Annotated in this window: 25 protein-coding genes; 12 read left to right on the forward strand and 13 right to left on the reverse strand. The window is 70.0% G+C overall.

The annotated features are described in order from the left end of the window. Positions 1–29: 29 nt before the first annotated feature. Positions 30–1,190: a 3-dehydroquinate synthase II gene (locus tag GN153_RS07210; RefSeq protein ID WP_159901224.1), complete on the reverse strand. Its 1,161-nt coding sequence runs from the start codon at positions 1,188–1,190 to the stop codon at positions 30–32. A gap of 138 nt (positions 1,191–1,328) precedes the next feature. Here GN153_RS07210 and GN153_RS07215 point away from each other — a divergent pair, with 138 nt between their 5' ends. The 3 genes from GN153_RS07215 (at position 1,329) to GN153_RS07225 (ending at position 3,568) form a co-directional block, all read left to right on the forward strand. Then, the gene (locus GN153_RS07215) at positions 1,329–1,985 is read left to right on the forward strand and encodes an ArsR/SmtB family transcription factor (protein WP_159901226.1); all 657 of its coding nucleotides are present in this window, start codon (positions 1,329–1,331) and stop codon (positions 1,983–1,985) included. Positions 1,986–2,073: 88 nt separating this feature from the next. Continuing rightward, positions 2,074–2,664, forward strand: coding sequence for a hypothetical protein (locus GN153_RS07220; RefSeq protein ID WP_159901228.1), 591 nt, complete (start codon positions 2,074–2,076; stop codon positions 2,662–2,664). A 58-nt stretch (positions 2,665–2,722) separates the two neighbouring features. Next, positions 2,723–3,568, forward strand: coding sequence for an aldo/keto reductase (locus GN153_RS07225; RefSeq protein ID WP_159901230.1), 846 nt, complete (start codon positions 2,723–2,725; stop codon positions 3,566–3,568). Positions 3,569–3,610: 42 nt separating this feature from the next. Here GN153_RS07225 and GN153_RS07230 read toward each other — a convergent pair whose 3' ends face one another. The 5 genes from GN153_RS07230 to trpC all read right to left on the reverse strand — a co-directional run bounded on the left by GN153_RS07230 (position 3,611) and on the right by trpC (position 7,820). Continuing rightward, positions 3,611–4,417: a 2-amino-3,7-dideoxy-D-threo-hept-6-ulosonate synthase gene (locus GN153_RS07230; protein WP_159901232.1), complete on the reverse strand. Its 807-nt coding sequence runs from the start codon at positions 4,415–4,417 to the stop codon at positions 3,611–3,613. A gap of 167 nt (positions 4,418–4,584) precedes the next feature. Then, positions 4,585–4,863, reverse strand: a complete 279-nt coding sequence (locus tag GN153_RS07235; RefSeq protein WP_159901234.1) for a HalOD1 output domain-containing protein — start codon at positions 4,861–4,863, stop codon at positions 4,585–4,587. A gap of 59 nt (positions 4,864–4,922) precedes the next feature. After that, the gene (gene trpA / locus GN153_RS07240) at positions 4,923–5,747 is read right to left on the reverse strand and encodes a tryptophan synthase subunit alpha (protein WP_159901236.1); all 825 of its coding nucleotides are present in this window, start codon (positions 5,745–5,747) and stop codon (positions 4,923–4,925) included. After that, positions 5,744–6,994, reverse strand: coding sequence for a tryptophan synthase subunit beta (gene trpB, locus GN153_RS07245; RefSeq protein WP_159901238.1), 1,251 nt, complete (start codon positions 6,992–6,994; stop codon positions 5,744–5,746). Before trpB ends, trpA begins: the two co-directional genes overlap by 4 nt. A gap of 67 nt (positions 6,995–7,061) precedes the next feature. Then, the gene (gene trpC / locus GN153_RS07250; protein ID WP_159901240.1) at positions 7,062–7,820 is read right to left on the reverse strand and encodes an indole-3-glycerol phosphate synthase; all 759 of its coding nucleotides are present in this window, start codon (positions 7,818–7,820) and stop codon (positions 7,062–7,064) included. A 354-nt stretch (positions 7,821–8,174) separates the two neighbouring features. Here trpC and GN153_RS07255 point away from each other — a divergent pair, with 354 nt between their 5' ends. Next, positions 8,175–8,642 (forward strand): MGMT family protein, encoded by a 468-nt coding sequence (locus GN153_RS07255; protein WP_394350916.1) that lies wholly within the window; start codon positions 8,175–8,177, stop codon positions 8,640–8,642. A 23-nt stretch (positions 8,643–8,665) separates the two neighbouring features. On the opposite strand, the gene GN153_RS07260 is transcribed toward GN153_RS07255, so the two are convergent. Continuing rightward, complete coding sequence (locus tag GN153_RS07260) at positions 8,666–9,562, reverse strand: CPBP family intramembrane glutamic endopeptidase (RefSeq protein WP_159901244.1); 897 nt, start codon at positions 9,560–9,562, stop codon at positions 8,666–8,668. Between the two features lies 1 nt (position 9,563). Beyond that, entirely contained in the window at positions 9,564–11,633 is a 2,070-nt protein-coding gene (gene lonB / locus GN153_RS07265) for an ATP-dependent protease LonB (protein WP_159901246.1), read from the reverse strand. A 167-nt stretch (positions 11,634–11,800) separates the two neighbouring features. On the opposite strand from lonB, the gene GN153_RS07270 reads away from it, so the two are divergent. After that, entirely contained in the window at positions 11,801–12,346 is a 546-nt protein-coding gene (locus GN153_RS07270) for a nicotinamide-nucleotide adenylyltransferase (RefSeq protein ID WP_159901248.1), read from the forward strand. Positions 12,347–12,400: 54 nt separating this feature from the next. After that, complete coding sequence (locus GN153_RS07275) at positions 12,401–13,183, forward strand: SAM hydrolase/SAM-dependent halogenase family protein (protein ID WP_159901250.1); 783 nt, start codon at positions 12,401–12,403, stop codon at positions 13,181–13,183. 143 nt (positions 13,184–13,326) lie between these two features. On the opposite strand, the gene thsA is transcribed toward GN153_RS07275, so the two are convergent. Next, positions 13,327–14,883 (reverse strand): thermosome subunit alpha, encoded by a 1,557-nt coding sequence (gene thsA, locus GN153_RS07280; RefSeq protein ID WP_159901252.1) that lies wholly within the window; start codon positions 14,881–14,883, stop codon positions 13,327–13,329. A gap of 133 nt (positions 14,884–15,016) precedes the next feature. On the opposite strand from thsA, the gene GN153_RS07285 reads away from it, so the two are divergent. After that, the gene (locus GN153_RS07285) at positions 15,017–15,823 is read left to right on the forward strand and encodes an amidohydrolase family protein (RefSeq protein WP_159901254.1); all 807 of its coding nucleotides are present in this window, start codon (positions 15,017–15,019) and stop codon (positions 15,821–15,823) included. Between the two features lie 41 nt (positions 15,824–15,864). Here the strand turns inward: GN153_RS07285 and GN153_RS07290 are convergent, their stop codons facing one another. Both GN153_RS07290 and GN153_RS07295 read right to left on the reverse strand, forming a co-directional pair. Beyond that, positions 15,865–16,764 carry a glycosyltransferase family 2 protein gene (locus GN153_RS07290; RefSeq protein WP_159901256.1) on the reverse strand — a complete coding sequence of 300 codons (900 nt, stop codon included), beginning with the start codon at positions 16,762–16,764 and terminating at the stop codon, positions 15,865–15,867. 41 nt (positions 16,765–16,805) lie between these two features. Next, complete coding sequence (locus GN153_RS07295; protein ID WP_159901258.1) at positions 16,806–17,510, reverse strand: class I SAM-dependent methyltransferase; 705 nt, start codon at positions 17,508–17,510, stop codon at positions 16,806–16,808. A gap of 161 nt (positions 17,511–17,671) precedes the next feature. On the opposite strand from GN153_RS07295, the gene GN153_RS07300 reads away from it, so the two are divergent. Both GN153_RS07300 and GN153_RS07305 read left to right on the forward strand, forming a co-directional pair. Next, complete coding sequence (locus GN153_RS07300) at positions 17,672–17,938, forward strand: ArsR family transcriptional regulator (protein ID WP_159901260.1); 267 nt, start codon at positions 17,672–17,674, stop codon at positions 17,936–17,938. Between the two features lie 79 nt (positions 17,939–18,017). After that, positions 18,018–18,803 carry an MBL fold metallo-hydrolase gene (locus tag GN153_RS07305; RefSeq protein WP_159901262.1) on the forward strand — a complete coding sequence of 262 codons (786 nt, stop codon included), beginning with the start codon at positions 18,018–18,020 and terminating at the stop codon, positions 18,801–18,803. Between the two features lie 26 nt (positions 18,804–18,829). Here GN153_RS07305 and GN153_RS07310 read toward each other — a convergent pair whose 3' ends face one another. Continuing rightward, positions 18,830–19,546, reverse strand: coding sequence for a class I SAM-dependent methyltransferase (locus tag GN153_RS07310; RefSeq protein ID WP_159901264.1), 717 nt, complete (start codon positions 19,544–19,546; stop codon positions 18,830–18,832). A gap of 95 nt (positions 19,547–19,641) precedes the next feature. Here GN153_RS07310 and GN153_RS07315 point away from each other — a divergent pair, with 95 nt between their 5' ends. Beyond that, a complete protein-coding gene (locus tag GN153_RS07315) occupies positions 19,642–20,400 on the forward strand; it encodes an MBL fold metallo-hydrolase (protein ID WP_159901266.1) in 759 nt (252 codons plus the stop codon). Between the two features lie 25 nt (positions 20,401–20,425). Here the strand turns inward: GN153_RS07315 and GN153_RS07320 are convergent, their stop codons facing one another. Continuing rightward, a complete protein-coding gene (locus GN153_RS07320; RefSeq protein WP_159901268.1) occupies positions 20,426–21,493 on the reverse strand; it encodes an mRNA surveillance protein pelota in 1,068 nt (355 codons plus the stop codon). A 258-nt stretch (positions 21,494–21,751) separates the two neighbouring features. Here GN153_RS07320 and GN153_RS07325 point away from each other — a divergent pair, with 258 nt between their 5' ends. Both GN153_RS07325 and GN153_RS07330 read left to right on the forward strand, forming a co-directional pair. Next, positions 21,752–22,330, forward strand: coding sequence for a DNA-3-methyladenine glycosylase family protein (locus GN153_RS07325; RefSeq protein ID WP_159901270.1), 579 nt, complete (start codon positions 21,752–21,754; stop codon positions 22,328–22,330). A 97-nt stretch (positions 22,331–22,427) separates the two neighbouring features. Beyond that, positions 22,428–22,775 (forward strand): hypothetical protein, encoded by a 348-nt coding sequence (locus GN153_RS07330; protein WP_159901272.1) that lies wholly within the window; start codon positions 22,428–22,430, stop codon positions 22,773–22,775. Positions 22,776–22,808: the final 33 nt, after the last annotated feature.

The following is a 22,808-nucleotide window of genomic DNA, read 5'->3' on the forward strand; positions in this document are numbered from 1 at the left end:
TCCGGGGGACGCCCCGCCGGCCGTCCCGGTCACTTCTCGATGATCGACTCCTCGACGGCCTCGCCGAAGTGGCGGGCGGTGTCCTCGTAGTAGACCAGCAGTTCGTCGCCGGGTTCGAGGTCGGTGACGGCGGTGCGGCCCTCGCGCGTGTGGACCTTGATCGTCTCGGCGTTCTGCAGTAACGTCTCGATCCTGTCGCCGTCCTCGGTCTCGGCCTGGACCCGGAACATCGGGCGCTTCTCGATCTTCGCGCGCCCGACGACGGCCTCGCGGGTGTTGCCGTCCGTGTCGACGATCTGGACCTCGGTGCCGCTACCGACCTCGGAGAGGTAGGTCGTCTCGCCGCCCGGTACCCGGAGGTAGGCGTGGACCGCGCCGGCGTTGACCCGGAAGGGTCGGGAGGCGACGTAGGGGGACTCGGCGGTCTCGGCGTGGACGAAAAAGAGCCCGCGGGACATCGAGCCGACGAGCATCCCCTCGTCGTGGTCCATCATGTTCGCGGTGTCGATACAGACCCGGTCGGCCGAGCCGGTCTGCTCGATTTCGGTCACCTCGGCGTACTCCAGGTCCAGCGTCTCCCGCTCGACGGCGTCGCGGGCCTCGACGGTCCGGCGGATCTCGCCGGGGTCGTCCGTATCGAGCAGGACGGCGTCGGCACCGATCTCCAGGGTCTCGTAGGCGGTCGCGGCCTCTTCGGCAGTCCGGACGCCGGCCACGAGCGTCGTCTCCTCGCCGATCCGCGCGATCAGGTTCTCCAGGGGGATGATCTGCCAGTCCTCGCCGACGACGAGGGTGTACTCGGCCTCCTCCGCGACTGCCTCCGCGAAGGCCTCGTAGCTCTCGTCGAAGATCCGGACGTACCCCCCCTGTGCGCCGTCGGCCCGCAGCGCCGAGAGGTCCGCAGAGCCCGAGAAATCGGAGGGGAGGTCGACCGTCCCGTCGCCCTCGCCGTCCTTGCCGACGACGGTGGCATCCGGGCTCGGCCCCTCCTCTTCAGCCTCCATGACGTGGACATCGCCGCCGCCGAAGGCTGCGACGTCGACCTCGCCGAGTTCCCGGACCCGCTCGACGTCGCTCCGGTCGACCAGCACCCAGTCGACGCCGGCCTCCAGCCCGGCGGTGATCCGTCGCTTGCGGGCCTCCCAGTCGCCGACCTCGTCGTCCGCCTTCAGCCAGACCGAGCGTGTCATGTCACAAGGCTGGCGGGCGGGTGGCTTCAACGTGGCGGATCCGGGGACCGGGCGGCCGCGAGCCGCCCCGCAGCCGAGACTCAAACGGCCGTTTGAGCCTACGGCACGGCTATACTCTCCCCCACCGCAGGGACAGTCATGAGTCAGGTCTTCCCGCTGCGGTCGACGGTCGAGCTCGGGGACCGCGAGCCCCGGCTGGTCGACATGGACGACGAGCGAGCCGACGAGGTGTTCGAGGCGCTGGCGTCGGGCACCACGCGGCGGGTGCTCTCGGCGCTGCACGAGGAACCGCGAACGGCGTCGGACCTGGCGGAAGTCACCGATACCTCGGTCCAGAACGCCCAGTACCACCTCGGGAAGCTCCAGGACGTCGAGCTGATAGAGCCCGTCGACACCTGGTACTCCGAGCGGGGGACCGAGATGACCGTGTACGCGCCCGCCGACGAGGCGCTTGTGCTCTTCGCCGGCGAGGACCGCTCGCGGTCGCTGCGGTCGCTGTTCAAGCGCGTCGTGGGCTCGGTCGGGCTGGTCGCGCTCGCCAGCCTGCTGGTCGGCGCGGTGACCGGACAGGTCGTCGAGGCGCCCGCGCCGGCTCCGGAACCCACGGACGGTCCGGGAGCCATGACGGCCGAGCGGGTCCAGGACGCCGCGTCCGGTGCTGCGGAGGCCGCCGGCGCCGTCGACCCGGCCCTGCTGGCTGGGCTGGCTTGCTTCGTCGGCGGCCTGGTCGTGCTCGCCGCCGTTGCCGGGGTCCGGTACCGGAGACGGCGGGCGCGGGAGACGGTCGCTGCGTGAGGTCACGAGCCCTGCCGGTGGCACCCCTGGCTGTGTGTCCGGTGTGACCGGGCAGAAAACATTCGCCTCTCGATAAAGGACCCCCTCTATGCGACGGCGCTCGTTCCTCTCGACGGTCGCGGGCTGTGGCGCGGTCGGTACTGCAGGGTGTGCCAGTATCGGCGGTTCGAGCGGCGAGGTCCGTCCGGACCGGACTCCCCGGAACGTGCCCGCCGAGTTCGTCTGCGAGGCCGACGGCTTCGACCGCCACCCGTCGGGCTACTCCGAGGATGCACTCCGGTGGGGTGACGCCGCCGGGTTCTCGTTGCGCGTCGACGAGGTCGCGTTCGAGTACGGAGAGACCGCCGAGATCCAGCTGGAGGGGGACGGGGAGCGAGGCAACCGACACAAGTTCAACGTCGAGCTGTACACCGAAACCGGGTGGAGGGAGGTGCGAGGGACGACCGAGGATGCGGTGCTCGCGTACACCGACGAGGCCGTCTCGGGAGGGTTCACCACAGAGGTCGAACTGACGGAGGCGGGTATCGTCGAGGCGAGCCATCACGACGACGTGCTCGACGTCTGTCCGGACCTGGTCCCCGGCCGCTACCGGTTCGTCTTCTGGGGACTGATCGGTGACCCCGCCGTTGCAGTCGCGTTCGACCTGGCGTCTGCCGGACACAGCAAAACGACGCGGTAGCAGTACGGACCGGGCGCGGACGGGGCCTTTTTGCGTCTTCCGTCCGAGGAGCCAGTGGATGAACGCAAGCGACACGTTCGACATCGGCGGCAGCACGACGGTCCACCGGATGGGCTACGGCGCGATGCGGATCACCGGCGAGGGGATCATCGGCCCGCCCGAGGACGAGGCGGCCGCGAAAGAGGTTCTGCGACACGCGGTCGAACTGGGCGTCGACTTCGTCGACACCGCGGACTCCTACGGCCCCGGCGTCAGCGAGCGGCTCATCGGCGAAGCGCTGGAGCCCGACGATGCAGTCGTCGCGACCAAGGCCGGCCTGCTTCGCGATACGAGTACCGAGTGGAAGCCACACGGTCACCCGGACTACATCAGAAACCAGGTGCTCGTGAGCCGCGACCGGCTGGGCGTCGACCAGATCGACCTCTACCAGTTCCACCGCCCGGACCCGGACACCGACTTCGAGGCCTCGGTCCAGGCCTTCGCTGAACTGAAAGACGAGGGGCTGGTCAAGCACGTCGGGCTCTCGAACGTGAGCGTCGAGCAACTCGAGACCGCCCGCGACCACGTCGAGGTCGCCACGGTCCAGAACCACTACAACATCGGCGAGCGCAGCTCCGAGGACGTCCTCGAGGCCTGTGAAGAGTACGGGGTCGGCTTCATCCCGTGGTTCCCGATCGCCGCCGGCGAGATGGACGACCTCGGCGAGACCGTCGACGAGGTGGCCGAGTCCCACGGCGCGACCCGCGCACAGGTCGCCCTCGCGTGGCTGCTCGAACACTCCGACGTGATGCTGCCGATCCCCGGAACCTCGAGCATCGAGCACCTCGAGGAGAACGTCGCGGCGAGCGGGATCGACCTGACGGAGGCCGAATACGCGCGGCTGACCGAGGCAGGCGCGGAGTAGCGGCAGGCGGGCGCGGAGTACGCGGGGCTCCGGTACGCGAGGCTACGCTTCGACGGCCAGGCCGGCGCGCTCCAGCGCGTCCGCGGCGGCGTCGTCGTCGTGGACGACCGCGGCGACGGCCTCGGTTATCTTCTCGGGCTCGTCGTGCTGGAAGATGGAGCGGCCCATCGAGACCCCGGCAGCGCCGGCGTCCATCGCCCCCCGAACCATCGACAGCGTCTCCTCGTCGGTCCCCTTCGACCCGCCGGCGATCAGCACCGGCAGCCGGGTCGACTCGACGACGTGCTCGAAGGTCTCGGGCGTGCCGCTGTAGCCCGTCTTGATGACGTCCGCACCGAGCTCCTCCCCCAGTCGGACGGCGTGGCCCAGGTCCTCGGCGAAGGCTTCCGGGTCGTCGGTCCGGACGTCGTGACCCCTGGCGTAGGTCATCGCGAGCACCGGCATCCCGTACTCGGCGGCGTCGCTGGTCAGCTCCGCGAGCCCCTCGATCTGGCCGGGTTCGTACTCGCTGCCGACGTTGATGTGAAAGGAGACGGCGTCGGCGCCCGCCCGGATGGCATCCTCGACGGTGCCGGAGGGGCGTTTGTCCCGCTCGTCCGGGCCGATGCTGGTGGAGGCGTTGAGGTGGACGATGTAGCCGGCGTCGTTCTTGTTGGGGTGGACCCGCGGTGCGACCCCGCGCTGGGCGAGGACGGCGTCGGCGCCGCCGCGGGTGACCGCGTCTATCGTGGATTCGATGTTCTTGAGGCCTTTGACGGCCCCGAGTGTGATCCCGTGGTCCATCGGGACGACGAGGTAGCGCCCGCCTGTCCGGATGCGCGCGAGCCGTGCGGATTTCCCTGCAGTCATGGTGTGCGGGACTGTGTCAAGTACGGACATAAGGGTTGCGAGAGGGGCAGCCTGTTGGGTCATCGGGGACGGTGGGACCGCGGAACCGGGCCTGGACAGACCGCAGGTCAACGGACCAGCGCCGGACGGGTCCGGACGCCCCGTAGCGCGAGCGACGCGGCGTCGGGTTACCGGACGGCGATCGTGCCTGCGTCGTCGACCCGGACCTCGTACCCCTCGTACTCGAACCGGACCTCGCTGACGCCGCGCTCGGAGCCTGGACCGAACGCTTCGCGGACCGCCTCCACGTCGACGCACTCGTAGAGGTAGACCTCGTCGGAGACGCCCTCGAGAGCGTGGAACACACGGCAGAGCGACGTCTCCAGCGCAGTCGAGTCGGTCCAGTCGTGGTTCGCGAGAACGCGCCAGTCGGGCTGGGAGTCGCCGGACTCCGAATCTACCGCCATTATCCTAAAGAGCTGCCGGAAGTAGAAAAACGGGACGCTCCGGTTATCGATTCTGAGAATTACTCCGCCCGTGGCACTCCGGCACCGCGGACCGCCCCGCGTTTCAGTTCTCGGGCTTTCTCCTCCAGGCGCGCCGCGACGTCGGCGGTCGACTCGTCGACACCCTCCGCCACGATGTCGACGAGGGCGGACCCGACGATGATCCCGTCCGCGCCGGCGGCGACGATCCGCTCGGCGTGGTCGCCGGTCTTGATGCCAAAGCCCACGGCTTTCGGGACGTCCCAGTCCGCCAGCCGGGAAAGCGAGCGTTCGGTGTAGTCACTGACCTCGTCGCGGGCGCCCGTCGTCCCCAGCCGGGACTGGACGTAGACATAGCCCGAGACGCGCTCGCGCATGCGCTCGAGGCGCTCGCCTTCTGTGGTCGGTGCGACGATGAAAATCAGGTCCAGCCCGAACTCGTCACAGGCCTCCCGGAGCGGCCCCGCCTCCTCGGCAGGCAGGTCCACCACGACGAACCCCTCGATCCCCGCCTCTGCGGCCCGCTCGACGAACGGGCGGGGGCCCTTCTCCGCCTCGCTCGCGCCGTACTGGTAGACCAGGTTGTAGTAGGTCATGCAGACCAGCGGCACGTCCACGTCCAGGTCCTCGACGAACTCGAAGTAGCGGTCGGGGGTCATCCCGGCCTCCAGCGCCCGGACGACCGCCTCCTGGATCGTCGAGCCCTCCGCGATGGGCTCGGAGAAGGGCAGGCCGAGTTCGATGACGTCGGCGCCGCCGCGCTCAAGCGCCTCGACGTACTCGAGTGAGGCCTCGTAGCTGGGGTCGCCCGCCGCGAGGTACGGGATGAAGGCCGGCCCGTCGGCGAAGGCCTCCTCCAGGCTCACAGCCGACCACCGCCGACCTCGCGGAAGACCCCCATGTCGGGCGCGATGTCCAGGTCACGGTCCATCGTCTCCTCGATGACCGTCTCCAGGTCCTTGTCGCCCCGGCCGGAGACGTTGACGACGACCGTCTCGCCGATGTCGTCGTGGTACTTTTCCAAATACCCAAAGGCGTGGGCAGTCTCCAGGGCGGGGATGATCCCCTCGTCCTGGGAGAGCCGGTGGAAGGCCTCCAGCGCAGCGTCGTCGTCGACGTTGACCGCCCGGACGCGGCCCTCGTCGACGAGGTGGGCGAGTTCGGGGCCGACGCCGGCGTAATCGAGGCCGGCGGAGACCGAGTGTGACTCCATGACCTGGCCGTCCGTGTCCTGGAGCACCTTCGTCCGGGCGCCGTGGAGTACCGCTTCCTCGCCGGTCGACAGCGACGCCGAGTTGGGGGCGACGCCCTCGGCCTCGTCGACGGACAGCGAGGAGCCGCCGGCCTCCACCGCGTACAGGTCGACGTCCTCGTCGTCGACAAAGTGGTGGAAGGCGCCCATGGTGTTCGACCCGCCGCCCGCGCACGCGAGGACGGCGTCGGGCAGACCGCCGGTCCGCTCGCGGGTCTGTTCGCGGGCCTCCTCGGAGATGACCGCCTGGAAGGTCCTGACCATCTCGGGGAAGGGGTGAGGGCCGACGACGCTCCCGATGACGTAGTGGGTGTCCTCGACGGTCGTCGCCCAGTCCCGCATCGTCTCGCTGATGGCCTCTTTCAGGGTGCCACGGCCCGTGGTGACGGGAGTCACCTCGGCGCCGTTGGTGCGCATCCGGAAGACGTTGGGGCGCTGGCGGGCGATGTCGGTCTCGCCCATGTACACCTCACAGGGCATATCCAGGTGGGCCGCGGCCATCGCCGTCGCGGTGCCGTGCTGGCCGGCGCCGGTCTCGGCGACGATCCGCTCTTTGCCCATGTACTTCGCGAGCAACACCTGCCCGAGCGCGTTGTTCAGCTTGTGGGCGCCGCCGTGAAGCAGGTCCTCGCGTTTGAGGTAGACCTCCCGGTCGTAGCGGGCCGAGAGCTGGTCCGCGCGCTGGAGCGGGATGGGCCGGCCGCCGAAGTCGCGCAGCCGGGCGCGGAACTCGTCCATGAAGCCGTCCTCGTTTTCCAGGACGTACCGCTCGTAGGCGTCGGCCAGCTCCTCGATCGCCGGCATCAGCACCTCAGGCACGTACTGTCCGCCGTAGTCGCCGAATTTGCCTTGGCTACTCATCGTGTCTCGGTTCGTGTAGTCGGTTCCGTCGTGTCTCGGCCGGTCGTTCGCGTCTCATTGTGGTCTCTCACTGCCGCTCCGCCGTGGTGAACTCGTGAACTGTTTTCCGGGGGTGGCCCGCCATCAGCGCCGACCCGACGAGCAGGGCGTCGGCCCCCGCCGCCCGCATCCGCCGAACGTCCTCGACGGTCCCTATGCCGCTTTCGGCAATCAACGTGGCGCTCCCCTCGACGGCCGGCGCGACCCGCTCGAAGGTACCCAGGTCGACCTCCAGGCGGGCGAGGTCGCGGTTGTTCACGCCGACGACCTGCGCGCCCGCCGCGAGGGCGCGCTCGGCCTCGGTCTCGGTGTGGACCTCGACGAGGGGCTGAAAGCCCCGGTCGCGGGCCGCCGCGACCATCCCCTCCAGGTCGTCGAGAAACCGGGCGATCAGGAGGACCAGGTCCGCGGCGACGGTGTCGAGTTGCTCCTCGCGGAGGAGGAAATCCTTGCGCAACACGGGGACGTCGACCGCCTCGCGGACCCGCCGGAGGTCCTCCGGCGTCCCCCCGAAGTGCTCGGGCTCGGTCAGCACGGACAGGGCTGTGGCCCCGCCCTCGACCATCGCCTCCGCCGTCTCCACCGGGTCGAGGTCGTGCTCGCCGTCGGTCGTCGGCGAGGTCGGCTTGACCTCCGCGACCAGCGGGACCCGCCCCTCGCGTTCGGCGCGCTCGAGCGCCGCGGGAAACGAGCGGGCGTCGACCGAGACACGCTCGCCGCCGCCGCGCTCGCGGGCCGTCGCCAGGATCGACTGTACCGCCGGCGCGAGCTCCTCGTCATGGCCCATTATTGAACACTAATGGACAGAGATGTTCATAAGACTTGCGCACCTCCCGCGGGTGTCGACGCAGGCTCTCGGTTTGAAATACACGATACGATACCGGAATATGGTTAGGGAGTGTGTTTCGATACGCAAAATACCTGCCCAATACTTACATTTATATGGGAGAGGGAGCCAATACGTTGTATAACACATGAGCGTGGCACGACAGCTGTTCGAGCGAATCAGGGAGGTAGGCGGGCCGGCATACGAGTGTGGGTTCTGTGGACTGACGTTCGACCGGGAGCCGCACAACTGTCCAGCCTGCGGGAGTGAGGTCTACCGGCGCGGGAAAGCATGAAGGTCGCGGCCGCCGAGGGAGTGGGTATGGACGACGTCGCCGGTATCTTCGCCCGCGAGTTCCCCGCAGTCGACGGCTACATTCAGGTGGGAGTCGCGCAGGGGCGGGTCATCTCCGTCGACTTCCCCGCCCGTCCACAGGACGACGCCACCCCCGACCACGACCTCCTCGACCGCGTCGGGGCGTACCTGAACGGCGACCCCGACGACTTCCGGGACGTGACCGTCGCGCTAACGCTCCCGACCGACGAGCGCCGCGTGCTCGAGGCCCTCCGGGAGGTCCCCTACGGCGAGGCCGTGACCGCCGAGCAGCTCGCCCGGATGACCGCCGGCCTCGACGACGAGGACGAGGCCGACCTCCGGACCGTCCGCGACGCGCTGACCGGGAATCCCGCCCCGATTCTCATCGGCGACCACCGCGTCCGCGACGCCCCGGGCGCGACTCCCGCCGACGTCGCCGCGCTCTGTCGCCGGGTCGAGGGGCTGTAGGGGCGCTCGTCTCGCGGAAGCGGTCAGGACGACCACAGCCGCGGCCTGTCGAGCAGTTCGTGAACGGCGAATTCGAGCGCGTTCACCAGGTAGTGAGCCACGACGACGACCAGCAGGCTCCCGGTGGCTGCGTATGCGCCCGCGAGAACGAGCCCCAGCCCGCCGGTCACGGCGACGCCGACCCGACCCTGCGCGCCGTGCCCGAGCGCGAACGCGCCCGCGGAGACGGGCACGAGCGCCCAGACCGGCGTGCCAAAGCCCGCTGCCGGCACACCGATGACCGCCGCACGGAAGACGAATTCCTCGACCAGTGCCACGACGGGGAGGACGACCCCGAACAGTACCGCCCACCCGGTGCCGGAGTCGGGCGAGAGCATCTCCCGGAGGGTCTCGTCGTAGCCCGCCCCGACGGCGTCCGCGAGGACCGCGGCCAGTTCGTTGCCGGCCCAGAGCACGGCACCGAGCCCGACGCCGACGGCCAGGAGTGCGAGGTCCTCCCCACCCAGCCCGAGCGCCGAGGCCGGGATTTCGAAGTAGAAGGCCCCGACGGCGAGGACCCCGCCGAACAGCCCCTGGGTGACCGCAACGTTCGCCAGCAACGCACCCGCCGAGAGCGACGGCGTCCCGTCGGCGACGCCGGGCGGGTCCTCCCAAGGGTCGGAGTCCGCCCGACGGCCGGACGGCTCGGGATCTTCGGCCCCGGACGGGGGACCCGACACCGGGTCCGGTCCAGAGTCGACGGCTGCGTCGGGACCCGTGGCTGGGCCGTCGTCGACAGTGTCGCTGGCGTTATCCGGGTCCCCGTCGGACAGTTCCTCCGCCGGAGGGTCACGGACCGCGCCCTGTGAGAGGCGCGCGAGACCGAGAAAGAGGGTCAAAACGACGCCGGTGAGCCCGAGGAAAGCCGCCCACCGCGCCACGCTAGTTGGGGCTCGGGCTGCTGGAGCCCCGGCCGACGTCGTGTTCCAGGGCCTGTCCGGTGATGGACTTCAGCCGCGAGACCAGCGAGTCCTTCTCCGGTTCGCCCGCCAGCGCGACCTCCAGGACCTCGCTGATGTGGGAGACGGGGATGATCTCCACCATCTCCTTGTACTCGTCCTCGATCATCACGTCCTGCTCGTTGGCCTTCGGGATGATCACCTTGTCGAGGCCGGACTTGGCGGCGGCCTCGATCTTGTGGGTGACCCCGCCGACCGGCAGGACGTCGCCACGGACCGACAGCGAGCCGGTCATGGCGATGTTCTGCTCGACGGGGACGTCCTCCAGCGCGGAGATGACCGCGGTTGCGACGGTGATGGAAGCGGAGTCGCCGTCGACGCCGCCCTCCCCGACCTGGACGAACTGGATGTGGACGTCCTTCTCCGAGATGTCCTCGTCGGAGAACTTCTTGATGATGGCGGAGACGTTCTGGACCGCCTCCTCGGCCATCTCCTGGAGTTGCCCCGTCGCGATCACTTCGCCGGGCCCCTGTGAGGGCGTGACCTCGGCCATCACGGGCAGGACGATACCGGAGTCCTCGCCCATCACGGCAAGGCCGTTGACCCGGCCGACCACGTCGCCCTCCGAGACGGTGAGCTCGTAGTCCTTGCGGCGCTCGATGTAGTTGTCCGCGAGCTGTTGCTCGATCGAACGGGAGCGCTTCTTGGCCTGGAGGACGTCGCTGCGCTCGGTGAACTCCTTGTCCTCCGCGCGGGCGATGTCGCCGGCGACCCGGACCAGCCCACCGAGGTCCCGCAGCTTCAGCGTGAGGTGTTCCTTCCGGCCCGACCGGCGCTGGGCCTCGAGGATGACCTCCTCGATGGCGTCCCGCGTGAAGTGGGGCAGGCGGCCGTCCTTCTCGACCTCCTGGGCCACGAAGCGGGCGTACTTCCGGCGCATCTCGGGGGTGTCGTCGATGGTGTCGTCCATGTACACCTCGTAGCCGTACCCCTTGATCCGGGAGCGCAGCGCCGGGTGCATGTTCTCCATGGCGTCGAGGTTCCCGGCTGCGACCATCACGAAGTCACAGGGGACGGGCTCGGTCTGGACCATCGCGCCCGAGGAGCGCTCGGACTGGCCGGTGATCGAGAACTCGCCCTCCTGGATCGCGGTCATCAGCTTCTGCTGGCTGCGGATGTCGAGGGTGTTGATCTCGTCGACGAACAGCACACCCTTGTTGGCCTTGTGGATGGCCCCGGGCTCGACGCGGTCGTGGCTGGGCGTCTCCATGCCGCCGGACTGGAACGGGTCGTGGCGGACGTCGCCCAGCAGCGCGCCGGCGTGGGCGCCGGTGGCGTCCTCGAAGGGCGCCTGCTGCTGGTCGGCGTTGTTGACCAGCAGGTTCGGGATCATCGAGTCGTTGCCCCGCGAGCCGTAGCGGAAGGCGAGGTAGATGACCCCTGCCGCGAGCACGCCCAGCAGGATCTGCCGGGCGATGATCAGCGAGTAGCCGATCACGATGGCGATGATGATCCACATCAGGAAGGTCCGCATCTGGTTGCGCTTGCGGGCCTCCTCCTTGTGGGCCTCGACGATCTGTTCACCCTTCCCGGCCGGGACGGTCCGGACCTTCGGCTCGTTGCCGTCGTCGGGGTTGTGGTACACCAGGACGTCCTGCAGTTCTTCGTTGGGAAGCAGCTGGCTCATCGCCTTCGCGAGCATCGACTTGCCCGTCCCGGGCGAGCCGATCATCATCACGTGGCGGCGCTGTTTGGCCGCCTTGAGGACGATGTCGCGGGCGTGGTCCTGCCCGATGACCTGGTCGACCAGCCGGTCGGGGACCTCGATCCCGTCGGAGCTGTCGACCTGGAGTCCACCCAGCGGGTCCTCGTCGGCGATCTCCTCGTCGACCTCCATCTCCTCGTCGACGTCAACTCCAACTTCGCTCCCCAGGTCGTCCAGCCCCGGGGAGTCGTCGGAGCCTGGGTCTTCGACCGGCTCCTCGACGGCCTCGTCGGCGTCGACCTCCCGGGCGATGCCGGGGGCTTCCTCGGTGTCTCTATCGTTACTCATACAAGCGTTTCTAACAGGGGGAGAAAGGGGCTGTCTACTGATATACTTTCTCCCCCTGGCCGGTATTACCGTGCCACTAACCGCAGGACAGCGCCACGACACCCGGACCCGGTCTCGTCGTCACCGGACCCGGTTGGTTTATGAAACGGGGACCCCACGCCACCACCATGGCTACCACGCGGGGCTTTCTCGTCGGCCGGTTCCAGCCGTTTCACCACGGCCACAGGCAGCTGGTCGAGGAGGTCGCGACCGAGGTGGACGAGCTGGTCGTCGGGATCGGGAGCGCCGACGCCTCCCACACCGTCCGGAACCCGTTCACCGCCGGCGAGCGGACGATGATGATCACCGGCGTACTGGCGGACATCGACGTCCGGCACTACGTCGTCCCCCTGGAGGACATCGACCGCAACGCCGTCTGGGTGAGCCACGTCGAGAGCATGTGCCCGCCCTTCGACGTCGTCTACTCGAACAACCCGCTCGTGATCCGGCTGTTCGAGGAAGCGAACTACGAGGTCCGTGACCCACAGCTGATCGACCGCGGGCGCCTGCGCGGGACGACGATCCGCGAACGCATCGTCGCGAGCGAGCCCTGGCAGGACCGCGTCCCGGACGCCGTCATCGAGACGATCCGGGAGGTCGACGGTCTGAACCGGCTGCGGAAGGTCGCCACGACCGACGCCGGTGGGGGCGACGACGGCGACAGTGACGGCTGACACGGCGGCTGACGGCCGGAAACGTACAAGTCAGTCACCGTCGTACCCGGAGCCGTGATCACGCTCAGCTCCGACTTCGGCTCGCCGTACCCCGCAGCGATGAAAGGTGTCATCGCGGACCGGACCGAGGCCCGGTTGGTCGACGTCGCCCACGACCTCCCACGCCAGAACGTCCAGGCCGGCGCCTTCTGGCTCCGGGAGGTCCTGCCGTACTTCCCGCCGGCGGTCCACCTGGCCGTCGTCGACCCCGGCGTCGGGACCGACCGCGGCGCGGTCGTCGTCCGGGCCGGCGAGCACGCGGTCGTCGCCCCGGATAACGGCCTCGCTCTCCCGGCTGCCCGCCGGCTCGCTGACGACCTCGACATCTTCGGGCTCGACTACCGGGGCGGGGCCGGCGACTGGCTGCCCGACCCCGCGAGTTCGACCTTCCACGGCCGGGACGTCTTCGCCCCCGCGGCCGCCCGCGTCCACGAAACCGGCGTCGACGCCGTCGCGTCCGTTCCCGGCATCGAGCCCACCGGGGAGTACGTCGACCTTCGCCTCCCGGAGCCGGAGGTCGGCGAGGACGGAGCCGTCGGCGAGGCGCTGGCCGTCGACGGCTTCGGTAACGTCATCACGAACATCCCGGGCGAGGCCCTCGAGGGACACTTCGAGGAACACGTCAAGGCAAACGGCGTCTGGGCGAGCACCCGGCGTACCTACGCAGCCGTCGATGAGGGTCACCGGGTCATCACTGTCGGCAGCCACGGCAACGTCGAGCTCGCGGTCAACCAGGGCCGGGGCGACGAGACCTTCGGCGTCTACGCCGGCGGCCGGGTCTCCCTGCAGTGGTCCTGACCGCTCTCCGGACAGCCTGATTACAGTCGACTGACACGGCGGCAGAAAACGCGACGGGCCGAAAACACAGGCGGGTCGCGACGTCGGTCACTCAGCACGCCAATCAGCACCGACCACGACCTCGCGATGAAACGCTCGGCCGGTCACTCGGCGCTGATGACGTCGTCGATCCGGACGATCATCGTGCCCGCCTCGGTGGCGGACTCGATGGCCTCGTGCTTCACGGCGGCGGGGTCGAGCACGCCGTACTCCACGGGGTCCTCGATGGAGCCGTCCTCGCCCTCGGCGATGATGCCGGCGCGCTCGCCGCTCTCGTTTGCGGCCCGGAGGTCGACCAGCGCGTCGATGGGGTCGAGGCCGGTGTTCTCCGCGATGGTGCGGGGCAGCACGTCGACGGCGTCGGCGAAGGCCTCGACAGCGAGCTGCTGGCGGCCCTCGATACTCGCGGCCTCCTCGCGGATGTGGTCGGCGATGACGATCTCCGTCGAGCCCGCGCCGGGGACGACGCCGCCGGCGTCGAGCGCGGCAGTGACGACGTCCAGCGCGTCGTTCAGCGCCCGCTCGAGCTCGTCGACGACGTGCTCGGTGCCGCCGCGGGCGAGGATGGTGACCGACTCCGTGGCCGCGCCACCCTCGACGAAGGCCATCTCGTCGTCGCCGAACTTCTCGACGCGGACGGTCTCGGCGTGGCCCAGGTCCTCCGCCTCGAGGGTGTCGACCGAGCCCGAGCGGGAGGCGCCCGTGGCCGAGCCGACCGCCTGGCCCTCGTCCTTGTCGAGGTCGTTGAACGCGAGGATCCCGCGCTCGGCGAGGTAGGTCTTGACGCGGCTGTCGATCTCGCCTTCGGTGAAGACGACGTCCGCGCCGGTGGCGTCGACCTTCTCGGCGAACTCCCGAAGCTCCTCGGTCTCGGACTCGATGGCGGCGTTGAGCTGGTCGACGCTGGAGACGTCGTACTCGGCGTCGATGTTGGTCTCCCGCACCTCGAAGTCCTCGGTGACGATGGCGATGTCGGCGTCCTCGACCCGCCGGGGCATGTTCTCGTGGGCGGGGTCCTGGTCGACGATGACCCCCTCGACCAGCTCGGTCGCGCTGGAGGAGCCGCCGGCCTGGGTCTGGATGCTGATGTTGTCGCGGTTGACCCCGCCGTTGCGGACCTGCTGGACCGCCTTGACGACCGTCTCGGCCAGGTCGGCGGCGGTCACGTCGCCGGTTCCCTTCCCGGTCATACTCGACTCGGCGACCTGCCGGAGCCGCTCCTCGTCGAGTTCCTCGTCCAGGGTCGCCTCGTCGATGGCCTCGTGGGCCAGCGCGGCGGCCTCGTGGTAGCCCTCGACGATCGTCGTCGGGTGGACGTCGTCCTCGAGCAGCCCCTCGGCTTTGCCGAGGAGTTCGCCCGCCAGGACGGCGGCGGTGGTGGTGCCGTCACCGACCTCCTCCTCCTGGGCCTGGGCGACCTCGGTCAGCATCTGTGCCGCGGGGTGCTCGATGTCCATCTCGTCGAGGATGGTCGCGCCGTCGTTCGTGATGACGACGTCGCCGCTGTCCGAGACGAGCATCTTGTCCATCCCGCGGGGCCCGAGTGTGGTGCGTACGGTCTCGCTGACCGCCTTGCCGGCCGTGATGTTGGCCGACTGGGCGTCCTCGCCGCTGGTTCGCTCGCTGTCCTCGCTGAGAATGAAGAGGGGCTGTCCCCCCATGCGTCGCTGTCCAGATGCCATGGTAGTCAATAGTTCATCGTTAGCGGTTCTATATAAACATACCGGACTCGGGAGCGACGGGGGCGGGTACCGGCGGCGGGATTTAAGCCCCGCGACCGCAAACGCCCGGTCGATGCTCGAACTGGAGCACGGCTTCCGCGTCGTCGACGTCCACATCGAGCTCGAGCCCGACGAAAAGCGTCGGGCGGGCAGCGTCGGCGACCCGGAGGAGATCGAACGCGAGCTCCACCAGGCCGGGGTCGTCCGCGGAGTCGTCTTCCCCGCCGACCGGGAGGGCGGGTACCTCAAGGCCAACAACGCCGTGGCCCGCATGAGCGTCGGCCGGCCCTTCATCGCCTTCGCCCGGGTCAACGGTCCCCGCGACCCCGGCAGCGGCCCGGGGTCGCGGCTGCGGAACATCGCCAACTCGCGCTCGGAGGAGCACACCTCCCCCGAGGACGTCGAGCAGTTCGCCTACGACGACCGCTTCTCGGGATTCAGACTCAACCCCGCCGTCGACGGGCTCCCCGACCGCGACGTGCTGGAGGAGATGGAGGCCGCCGGGCTGCCCGTCCTGACCTACGGCGGCCGCGGGTTCGGCCCGCAGGCGGTCGCCGACCACCTGCTCGAGTTCGACTTTCCGGTCGTCGTCTCTCACTTCGGCGGCTACCCGCTCGACGAGGCGATGGCCGAGCGGACCGTCGACCTGCTCGACGACCACGACGGCCTCTACCTGGACACCAGCGCCGTCCACACGCGCGAGCCGGTCGAGCGGGCCGTCATGGAACACCCCGACCGGGTGCTGTTCGGCAGCGGCGCACCGACCGTCCACCCGAACGTCGGTGTCATGGAGGTACTGACCCTCGACGTCCCGGAGGACGCGATGCGGAAAGTGTTCTCGAAAAACGCCACCCGCGTGGTCGAGGACCTGGCGCCCTGACCCCGGCCGGGAGCCGCTGTCGGCCCCGGCCGCTACGGCAGTCACCGCCAGTCGTAGACCGTCACCGCGCGGTCGGACCGGGCCGACCGGCCCCGGGGGTTTCGCCGCGGACCCGCGTCCCGTCGCCGGGCCACCAGCCCGTCTTTCAGCCCGACGGCGAGATTGACCGTGACGTCCTTGCCCGCCCCGAGCCAGGTCGACGGCTTGCTGTCACCGCGTGCGACCCGGCGGAGTTCCCCGCCGGCGTCCCGCCCGGCGTGAGTCAGGAGCCGCCGGACGACCGTCGGCCGGAACCCGTAGTTCTTCACGAGCCGGTAGGACAGCGAGCGGTACTTCCAGTCCCAGTCGGTCTCGCGGCCGCCGTCGGCACCGAGCTCCTGACGGACGTGCATGGCGTCGTCCCAGCGCACCTCGAACCCGCCCAGCGCGAGCCGGTGGGCGGCGTCCCGCGCACCCCCGACCTCCAGGTACTCGTCGAACCCGTCCAGTTCTTCCAGGGTTTCCCGGCGGAAGGCGACGTTTCCGGGGTTGAAGTATGTGACCGTGGTGCCGGCGATCTCTCGGGACTCCTTGCGCTCGGTCTCGACGCCGGCCCGCAGCTGGGTACGGGTCGGCCCGGTGACGGCGTGGCTGTCGACCAGCCCGTCGGTCACGGCCTCGCACCAGGTGTCACACACTGAGAGCGTGTGGTTGACGAAGGCGACGGTCTCGCCGGTGGCGTGGTCGAGCCCGGCGTTGCGGGCGCAGTTGATACTCCGGTCCGCGAGCTCGACCAGCACGTCCACGTCCGCCCGGTCCTGGACCATCCCCGTGGTGCCGTCGGCCGAGGGGCCGTTGACGACGACCACCTCGGCGTCGGGAGCGTGCTCGGCGAGTGCGTCCAGACAGTCCGCGAGTTCGTCGCGGGCGTTGAGTGTCGGGACGACCACCGAGAGGGACATACTCAGGGGTAGTCATCCCGAGCCCTAAAAACGTCGCGGGCTCAGACTGTTGCCGACCAGTAGGAGACGGAGGCCAGCCACCGCCCGACCGGCGTCGCCCCGACGGCGTTGTCGGCCCACCGGAACCCGGAGGCGACGCTGTTGGGGACTTTCCGGTAGAAGCCGTAGGGGAACACCCAGTCGTGGTCCGCCCGGTCGAGTTCGAGCCCTGTGTCGCTGAGCAGCCGGTCGACCTCCCGGCTGGAGTAGAGCCGCGACCCCATCGGAAGCGCCCAGGTGTACAGCGAGCGCGTCGAGAACCGGTTGAACGTGTCGAAGAACACCCGGTTCCGCGAGACCCGGGCCATCTCCTCCAGGAAGGAGGCGGGCGTATCGGCGAGGTGGAAAAACCGCATCGCGAAGACGATGTCGAAGTGGTCGTCGGGGAAGGGGAGGCGCGCGGCGTCACCGCGCATCCACTCCAGGCGGTCGGTGACGCCGGCCGACCGTGCCTTCTCCCGCCCCTGCTGGAGCATGGGCTCGGAGACGTCAAGTCCGACGATGTCCGCCCCCCGCTCCGCGAGCATCACGGTGAAGCGGCCGGTCCCACAGGCGATCTCCAGAACGTCCTTGTCCTCGACCGGCCCCAGCGCGTCCAGGACTGCCTGCTTCTCGCGGCGGTCGATGATCCGGCCGCCACGCGAGAAGCGCTTGTCCTCGTAGGACTCGGCCACGTCGTCGGCCTGGTACCACTCCTCTCCTTTCACGTTCCCCCCATGTCAACCGGGGCCTAAAACGGTACTGAAACCGCCGCCCGCCCCCCGCTGGTGCCCGAGGGGACTAGGAATATAAGGACATGGATGCAATGGATACACGTTCCCCGGATATATGGCCAAGGTTTACAGTTGCGAGCCGATTGTCGACACGTATGAGCACAAAAACGGACGGGAGCGTTGGAGATGTAACAAAAGAAGACCGTCGCGAGCGCCTCCGGGACCTGCCCCCGAGCGCGAAGCTCGTGGCGAAGGTGCTCCAGGTGGAGGGGACGATGTCCCTGGAGGAGGTCGCCGAGGAGTCACTGCTCCCGGACCGGACCGCCAGGTACGCGCTGAACCGGCTGACCGACGCGGACGTCGTCTCGGTCAGACACGACCCCTACGACGCCCGCCGGCGGCTGTACACCCTGGCCGACTGACTCGCAGAGCACGGCGCCGCCGGCCGGGCGCCCGGTCGATGCGCGGGAGACGGTCGACCCGCGGAGCGCGGGGGCCGAGATGGTAGCCCGACCCGGCGTCGAGGGGGTCAGCGTCGACGTCAGCACCCGGGCGCCCTCGGGCGCGACGACCGCCTACGTTCTCGGGGACAGCGACGCGCTCCTCGTCGACCCCGCCGGCCGGACCGACGCGCTCGACGGGGCCGTCGAGGAGCGCAACGTTTCCCACCTGGCGCTCACCCACCACCACCGCGACCACACCGGCGGGGTCGCCGCCTACGCCGACGCCTACGACCTCACGGTCTGGGCCCGGGCCGGCCGGGAGGGCGCCTTCGAGGCGGCGACCGGCGTCGAACCCGACCGGACCTTCCGGGAGGGGACGGTCCTTCCCGCGGGCGGTGGGGTCGAGGTTATCGAAACGCCCGGTCACGCCCCGGAACACGTCGCCTTCAGCGCCGAGAGCGGTCTGGTGACCGGCGACCTCGCGGTGGCGGAGGGCAGCGTCGTCGTCGGCGCCCCGGAAGGCGACATGCGTGCGTACGTCACCTCCCTTCGGCGGGTCCACGCCCGGAACCCGAATGTCCTCTACCCGGGCCACGGTCCAGTGGTCGAGGACCCGCGGGCGACCTGCCGGCGGCTCGTCGACCACCGACGACAGCGCGAGCGGCGCGTCCTCGCGGCCGTCGACGGCGGCGCCGAGACGCTCGCGGAGGTGGTCGACGCCGCCTACGAGAAGGACGTCTCGGACGTGCGCGACCTCGCGATGGCGACCGCCCGCGCCCACCTGGAGAAACTGGCCGTCGAGGGTCGGGTCCGCTGGGACGGCGAGCGCGCCCGGCCGGCCTGACGGCGCCGGACGGCCGCGCTCCTCCCTCACTCCGGCTCCGCCGGCAGCGAGAGCGCGAGGCTGTACATCTCGCCGACTGACGTGTCCCGCGCGGCGTCGGCCCGCCGGCGGGCCTCGGCGAGCAACTCGTCGGTCAGCCCGTCCTCGAGGTCCGCGACCGTCTCCCGGACGACCGAGAGGTGTGCGTCGACCAGGTCGGCGTGCCAGGGCACCGGGTCGAGCAGCGTCCGCGTCCGGTCGCGTCGCCAGCCGTGCCCGGCGAACAGCCGCCGGAGTCCGGCGGCGGGGTAGAAGGTCAGCGCCGGCTCCCCGCCGGCCAGCTCGGCGGCGGCGTTCTCGACGGCGAACAGGCGCCGGACCGGCGCCGACGCGGGGACGGGCGCGTAGTCGTCGACGACCAGGTCCGCGCCGGGCCGGACGACCCGGGTCAACTCAGCGGCCACCGCAGTCGCCGCAGCGGGCGGGAGGACGTTGAACAGCGCGTGGGCGGTGACGAGGTCGACGCTGTCGGCCGGCAGCGGCGTGGTCCGCACGTCCCCGCGAAGCACCGTCAGGCGGCGGTCGTCGAAGCGCTCGCGGACGGCCGCGGCGTGGTCGGGGTCGTCGGTCACCGCGTAGACGGCGGCCGCGCCGGCCTCGAGCAGGGCGGCGCTCATCCGACCGGTGCCGGCGCCAGCTTCCAGACAGACCGCGCCCTCGACGGGCCGGTCGGCGACCGCCTCGCGGACGGTGTCGGCGGGCATCACCCGAGGGGAGGGGCGGGCCGCCGAAACCCCTTCGGCCGCGGTACTGCGGGACGAGCCCAAACGCCCTTGCCGTCCCCGGACGTTCCGCCGGTATGCGCCTGACCTTCCTGGGCACCGGAAGTGCGATGCCCACCGGCGAGCGGTTCCAGACGGGACTGTTGCTCTCGGCGGGCGAGGACCGGCTGCTGGTCGACTGCGGCAGCGGCGCGCTCCACGGGCTGGCCCGCACGGAGGCGGGCTACGAGGGGGTCGGGACCGTCCTGCTGACCCACCACCACCTGGACCACGTCTCCGACCTGCTTCCGCTGATGAAGGCACGGTGGCTCGCTGGCGAGGAGTCGCTGACCGTCGCCGGCCCGCCCGAAACCCCGGCCCTCGTCGAGGACCTCCTGGACGTCCACGGGTACATGCAGGACCGGCTAGACCTGACGCTGCGGACCGTCGAACCCGGCAGCGAGGCGGCGGTGGCCGGCTTCGAGGTCGACTCGATGGAGACCCGACACTCCATGGACTGTCTGGCCTACCGCTTTGCCCATCCGGACGAGCCGGGCGACGTGGCCTTCAGCGGCGACAGCGAGGCCTTCCCGGAGCTCGCAGCCTTCGCCGACGGCGCCGCCGTCTGCGTCCACGACTGCTCGTTCCCGGACGACGTCGACGTCTCGAACCACCCGACGCCGGGCGCGCTCGGCCGGGCATTCGCCGATGCGGGCGCGGAGGTTGGCCGGCTCTACCTGACCCATCTCTACCCTCACACCGACGGCCGCCACGAGGAGATGCTCGAGTCCGTGGGCGAGCGCTACGAGGGCGCCGTCCGGGTCGCCCGCGACGGGCTCAGCGTCGAGGTGAGCTGACGGGAAGCGACCGAAACCGGTCGCTTCACTCCAGCCGGTACCGGAGCAGGGCGGCGATCCCGCCGAGGTTAGCCAGCTGCCGGCCGGGGTCGAACTCCCCGGAGAAGACGGTCACGTCACCGCCCTTCTGCTCGACGGTCTCGATGACCCGGTCGACGTCGACATCCCACTCGCCCTCGCCGCGGCGTTCCCGGCGCAGGTGGTCGTCGAGCACGAGCAGCGTCTCGACGGCGCCGTACTCGGCGGCCTCGGCGACCGATGCCGGCCCGTAGGCCACCTTCGCCCCCTCGGCGATCCGTCCGGTGAGCTCGTCGACCAGCTCCGACTCCTCGGCGATCCGCGTTTGCTGCTGGACGTCCTCGACGGCGCCGCGCTTGAGCACCTCGTGGACACCCCGGTCGCCGACGGCGCTCGTGTCGACGGTCGTGACCAGTTCCGCGAGTTCGGGGGCGTTCTCCTCGATGTAGTCCATTGCGTCCTGCTTGGTGAACCCCGGCCCGGCGAGGATGACCGCGTCGACATCCAGTCGGGAGAGCACGTCGGTCAGGTCGGCGAACAGTTCCTCCCGGGAGCGAGCGTACTCGCCCTTCCCGGTGGTTCCCGAAAGGGAAGCTCGCTCCTCGGTGCCGTACTGGGCGACGGTGTGGACGTAGGCCTGGCCCTCCTCGACGGTGGCGACCGCGACGTCGGGGTTGTCGGTGGCCTCGACGGCCTCCTCGACCCGCTCGCGCTGGTCGGGCTTCCAGACCTTCTCGACCTCGACCTCGGTCTGGGTCTCGACGTTGATGGTGTGGTGGTGGCCGAGCTGGTCCTCCCGCGAGCAGTCGACGATCTCGCCGCCGACCCGCAGCCGGTTGGCGAACTTGGCGAACTCGACGTCCTCGACGGCGAGCTCGACCCAGAGGTGTTCGCGCTCGCCACCCGTGTCCCGGAGCTGCTCGTCGTCGCGCTGGATCCGGCGGGTGGTGTCGCCGGCCACACGGTCGCCGGGCTCGACGACGTGAGAGAGGTGCCAGAGGTCGTCCAGGCTCTCGGGGACCAGCGTCAGCCGCTCGCGACCGCCCTCCCGCTGCTGTCGGTCGGCGACGCGCATACGCCCCGCTCCGTCCCGCCCCGGTAAGTGGGTGCCGGTCCGGAACTCGTATAAAAATCTGTCCCTCGGTCGACGGGTCTGAAACAGGTCGACGCCTCTCTTTATCCCGGGGTATCTACACTGGAGTGCGGTGGCACCGAACCCGTCCCCTGACCCCTGACACTGTGCCCTTCTGCCCTGCCACCGCTTTGGCCCTCCAGGCCACACCGAACGGCAACCGGTCGATACAGTCAACTGTCCGGACGCGTAGCTCCGGATGTGCCACGCGAGCCGACAGCCCATCTCCGGACCGACCCTGCACTGACCCCGCTCGTCGAGGAACACGGTCCGCTCGATCTGGACCCGGCTGCGGACCCGTTCCGCCGGCTGGTGGTCTCGCTGACCCGTCAGCAGGTGTCGATGGCCGCCGCCGACGCCATCGAGAAGCGTCTGTTCGATGCCGTCGAAGTGTCTCCCGAGGGGCTGCTGACTGCCGAGGAGTCCACGCTCCGGGAGGTCGGCCTCTCCCGGCAGAAAGTCGAGTACGTCCGCGCGGTCGCGCGGGCCTGGCGCGAGCGCGGCTACGGCCGCACGTCCTTCGAGGGGATGGACGACGACGCCGTCGTGGCCGAACTGACCGACATCCACGGCGTCGGCGACTGGACCGCGAAGATGTTTCTGCTGTTCGCGCTCGGCCGCGAGGACGTCTTCCCCGTCGAGGACCTGGGCGTGCGCCGGGGGATGGAGCAGGTCTGTGGCCGGGAGATGACTCGCGGGGAGATGCGCGAGCGGGCCGAGGCGTGGCGGCCGTACCGCTCCTACGCCAGCCGGTACCTCTGGCGTGCCTACGAGGGGTGACCGGCGCGAACCCCCGAGCGTGCCGGGCTCGGCGGGCCGAACACATCCGGACCGTTTTGTGGGCGGCCGGCGAAGGGAGGGTATCGACATCCGCGCCATGACTCGCTACGAGACAGTCGTCGAGGGCGACACGATCTACGTCGGCACCGACGACGGCGCGCTCGAGGTCGGTTCGGTCGAGGACGTCCTGCAGGTGGTGGGGGGGCCCTCCTGGACGATCCGCTACTCCGAGGAGGAGAAGGAGCGCCACCCGGGGATGGACACCTCCGACGAGGGGCTGACCGTCGACGTCGTCGACATGATGCAGGCGATGACTCACTCCGAACGGTTCGTGGAGACGCTCGCGGCCCAGCCCGCCGAGCCGACCGGCGGGGACGAGGTCTCGCCCCGCCTGGGGCTGTTCGTCGGGAAGCTGCTGGAGAACCTCGAGGGCGGGCTCTCCTGACTCTCGAGGGAGGCTGTCCGCCCGGCCGCCTGT

It is taken from the genome of Salinirussus salinus (assembly GCF_009831455.1).
Lineage (GTDB): Archaea > Halobacteriota > Halobacteria > Halobacteriales > Haloarculaceae > Salinirussus > Salinirussus salinus.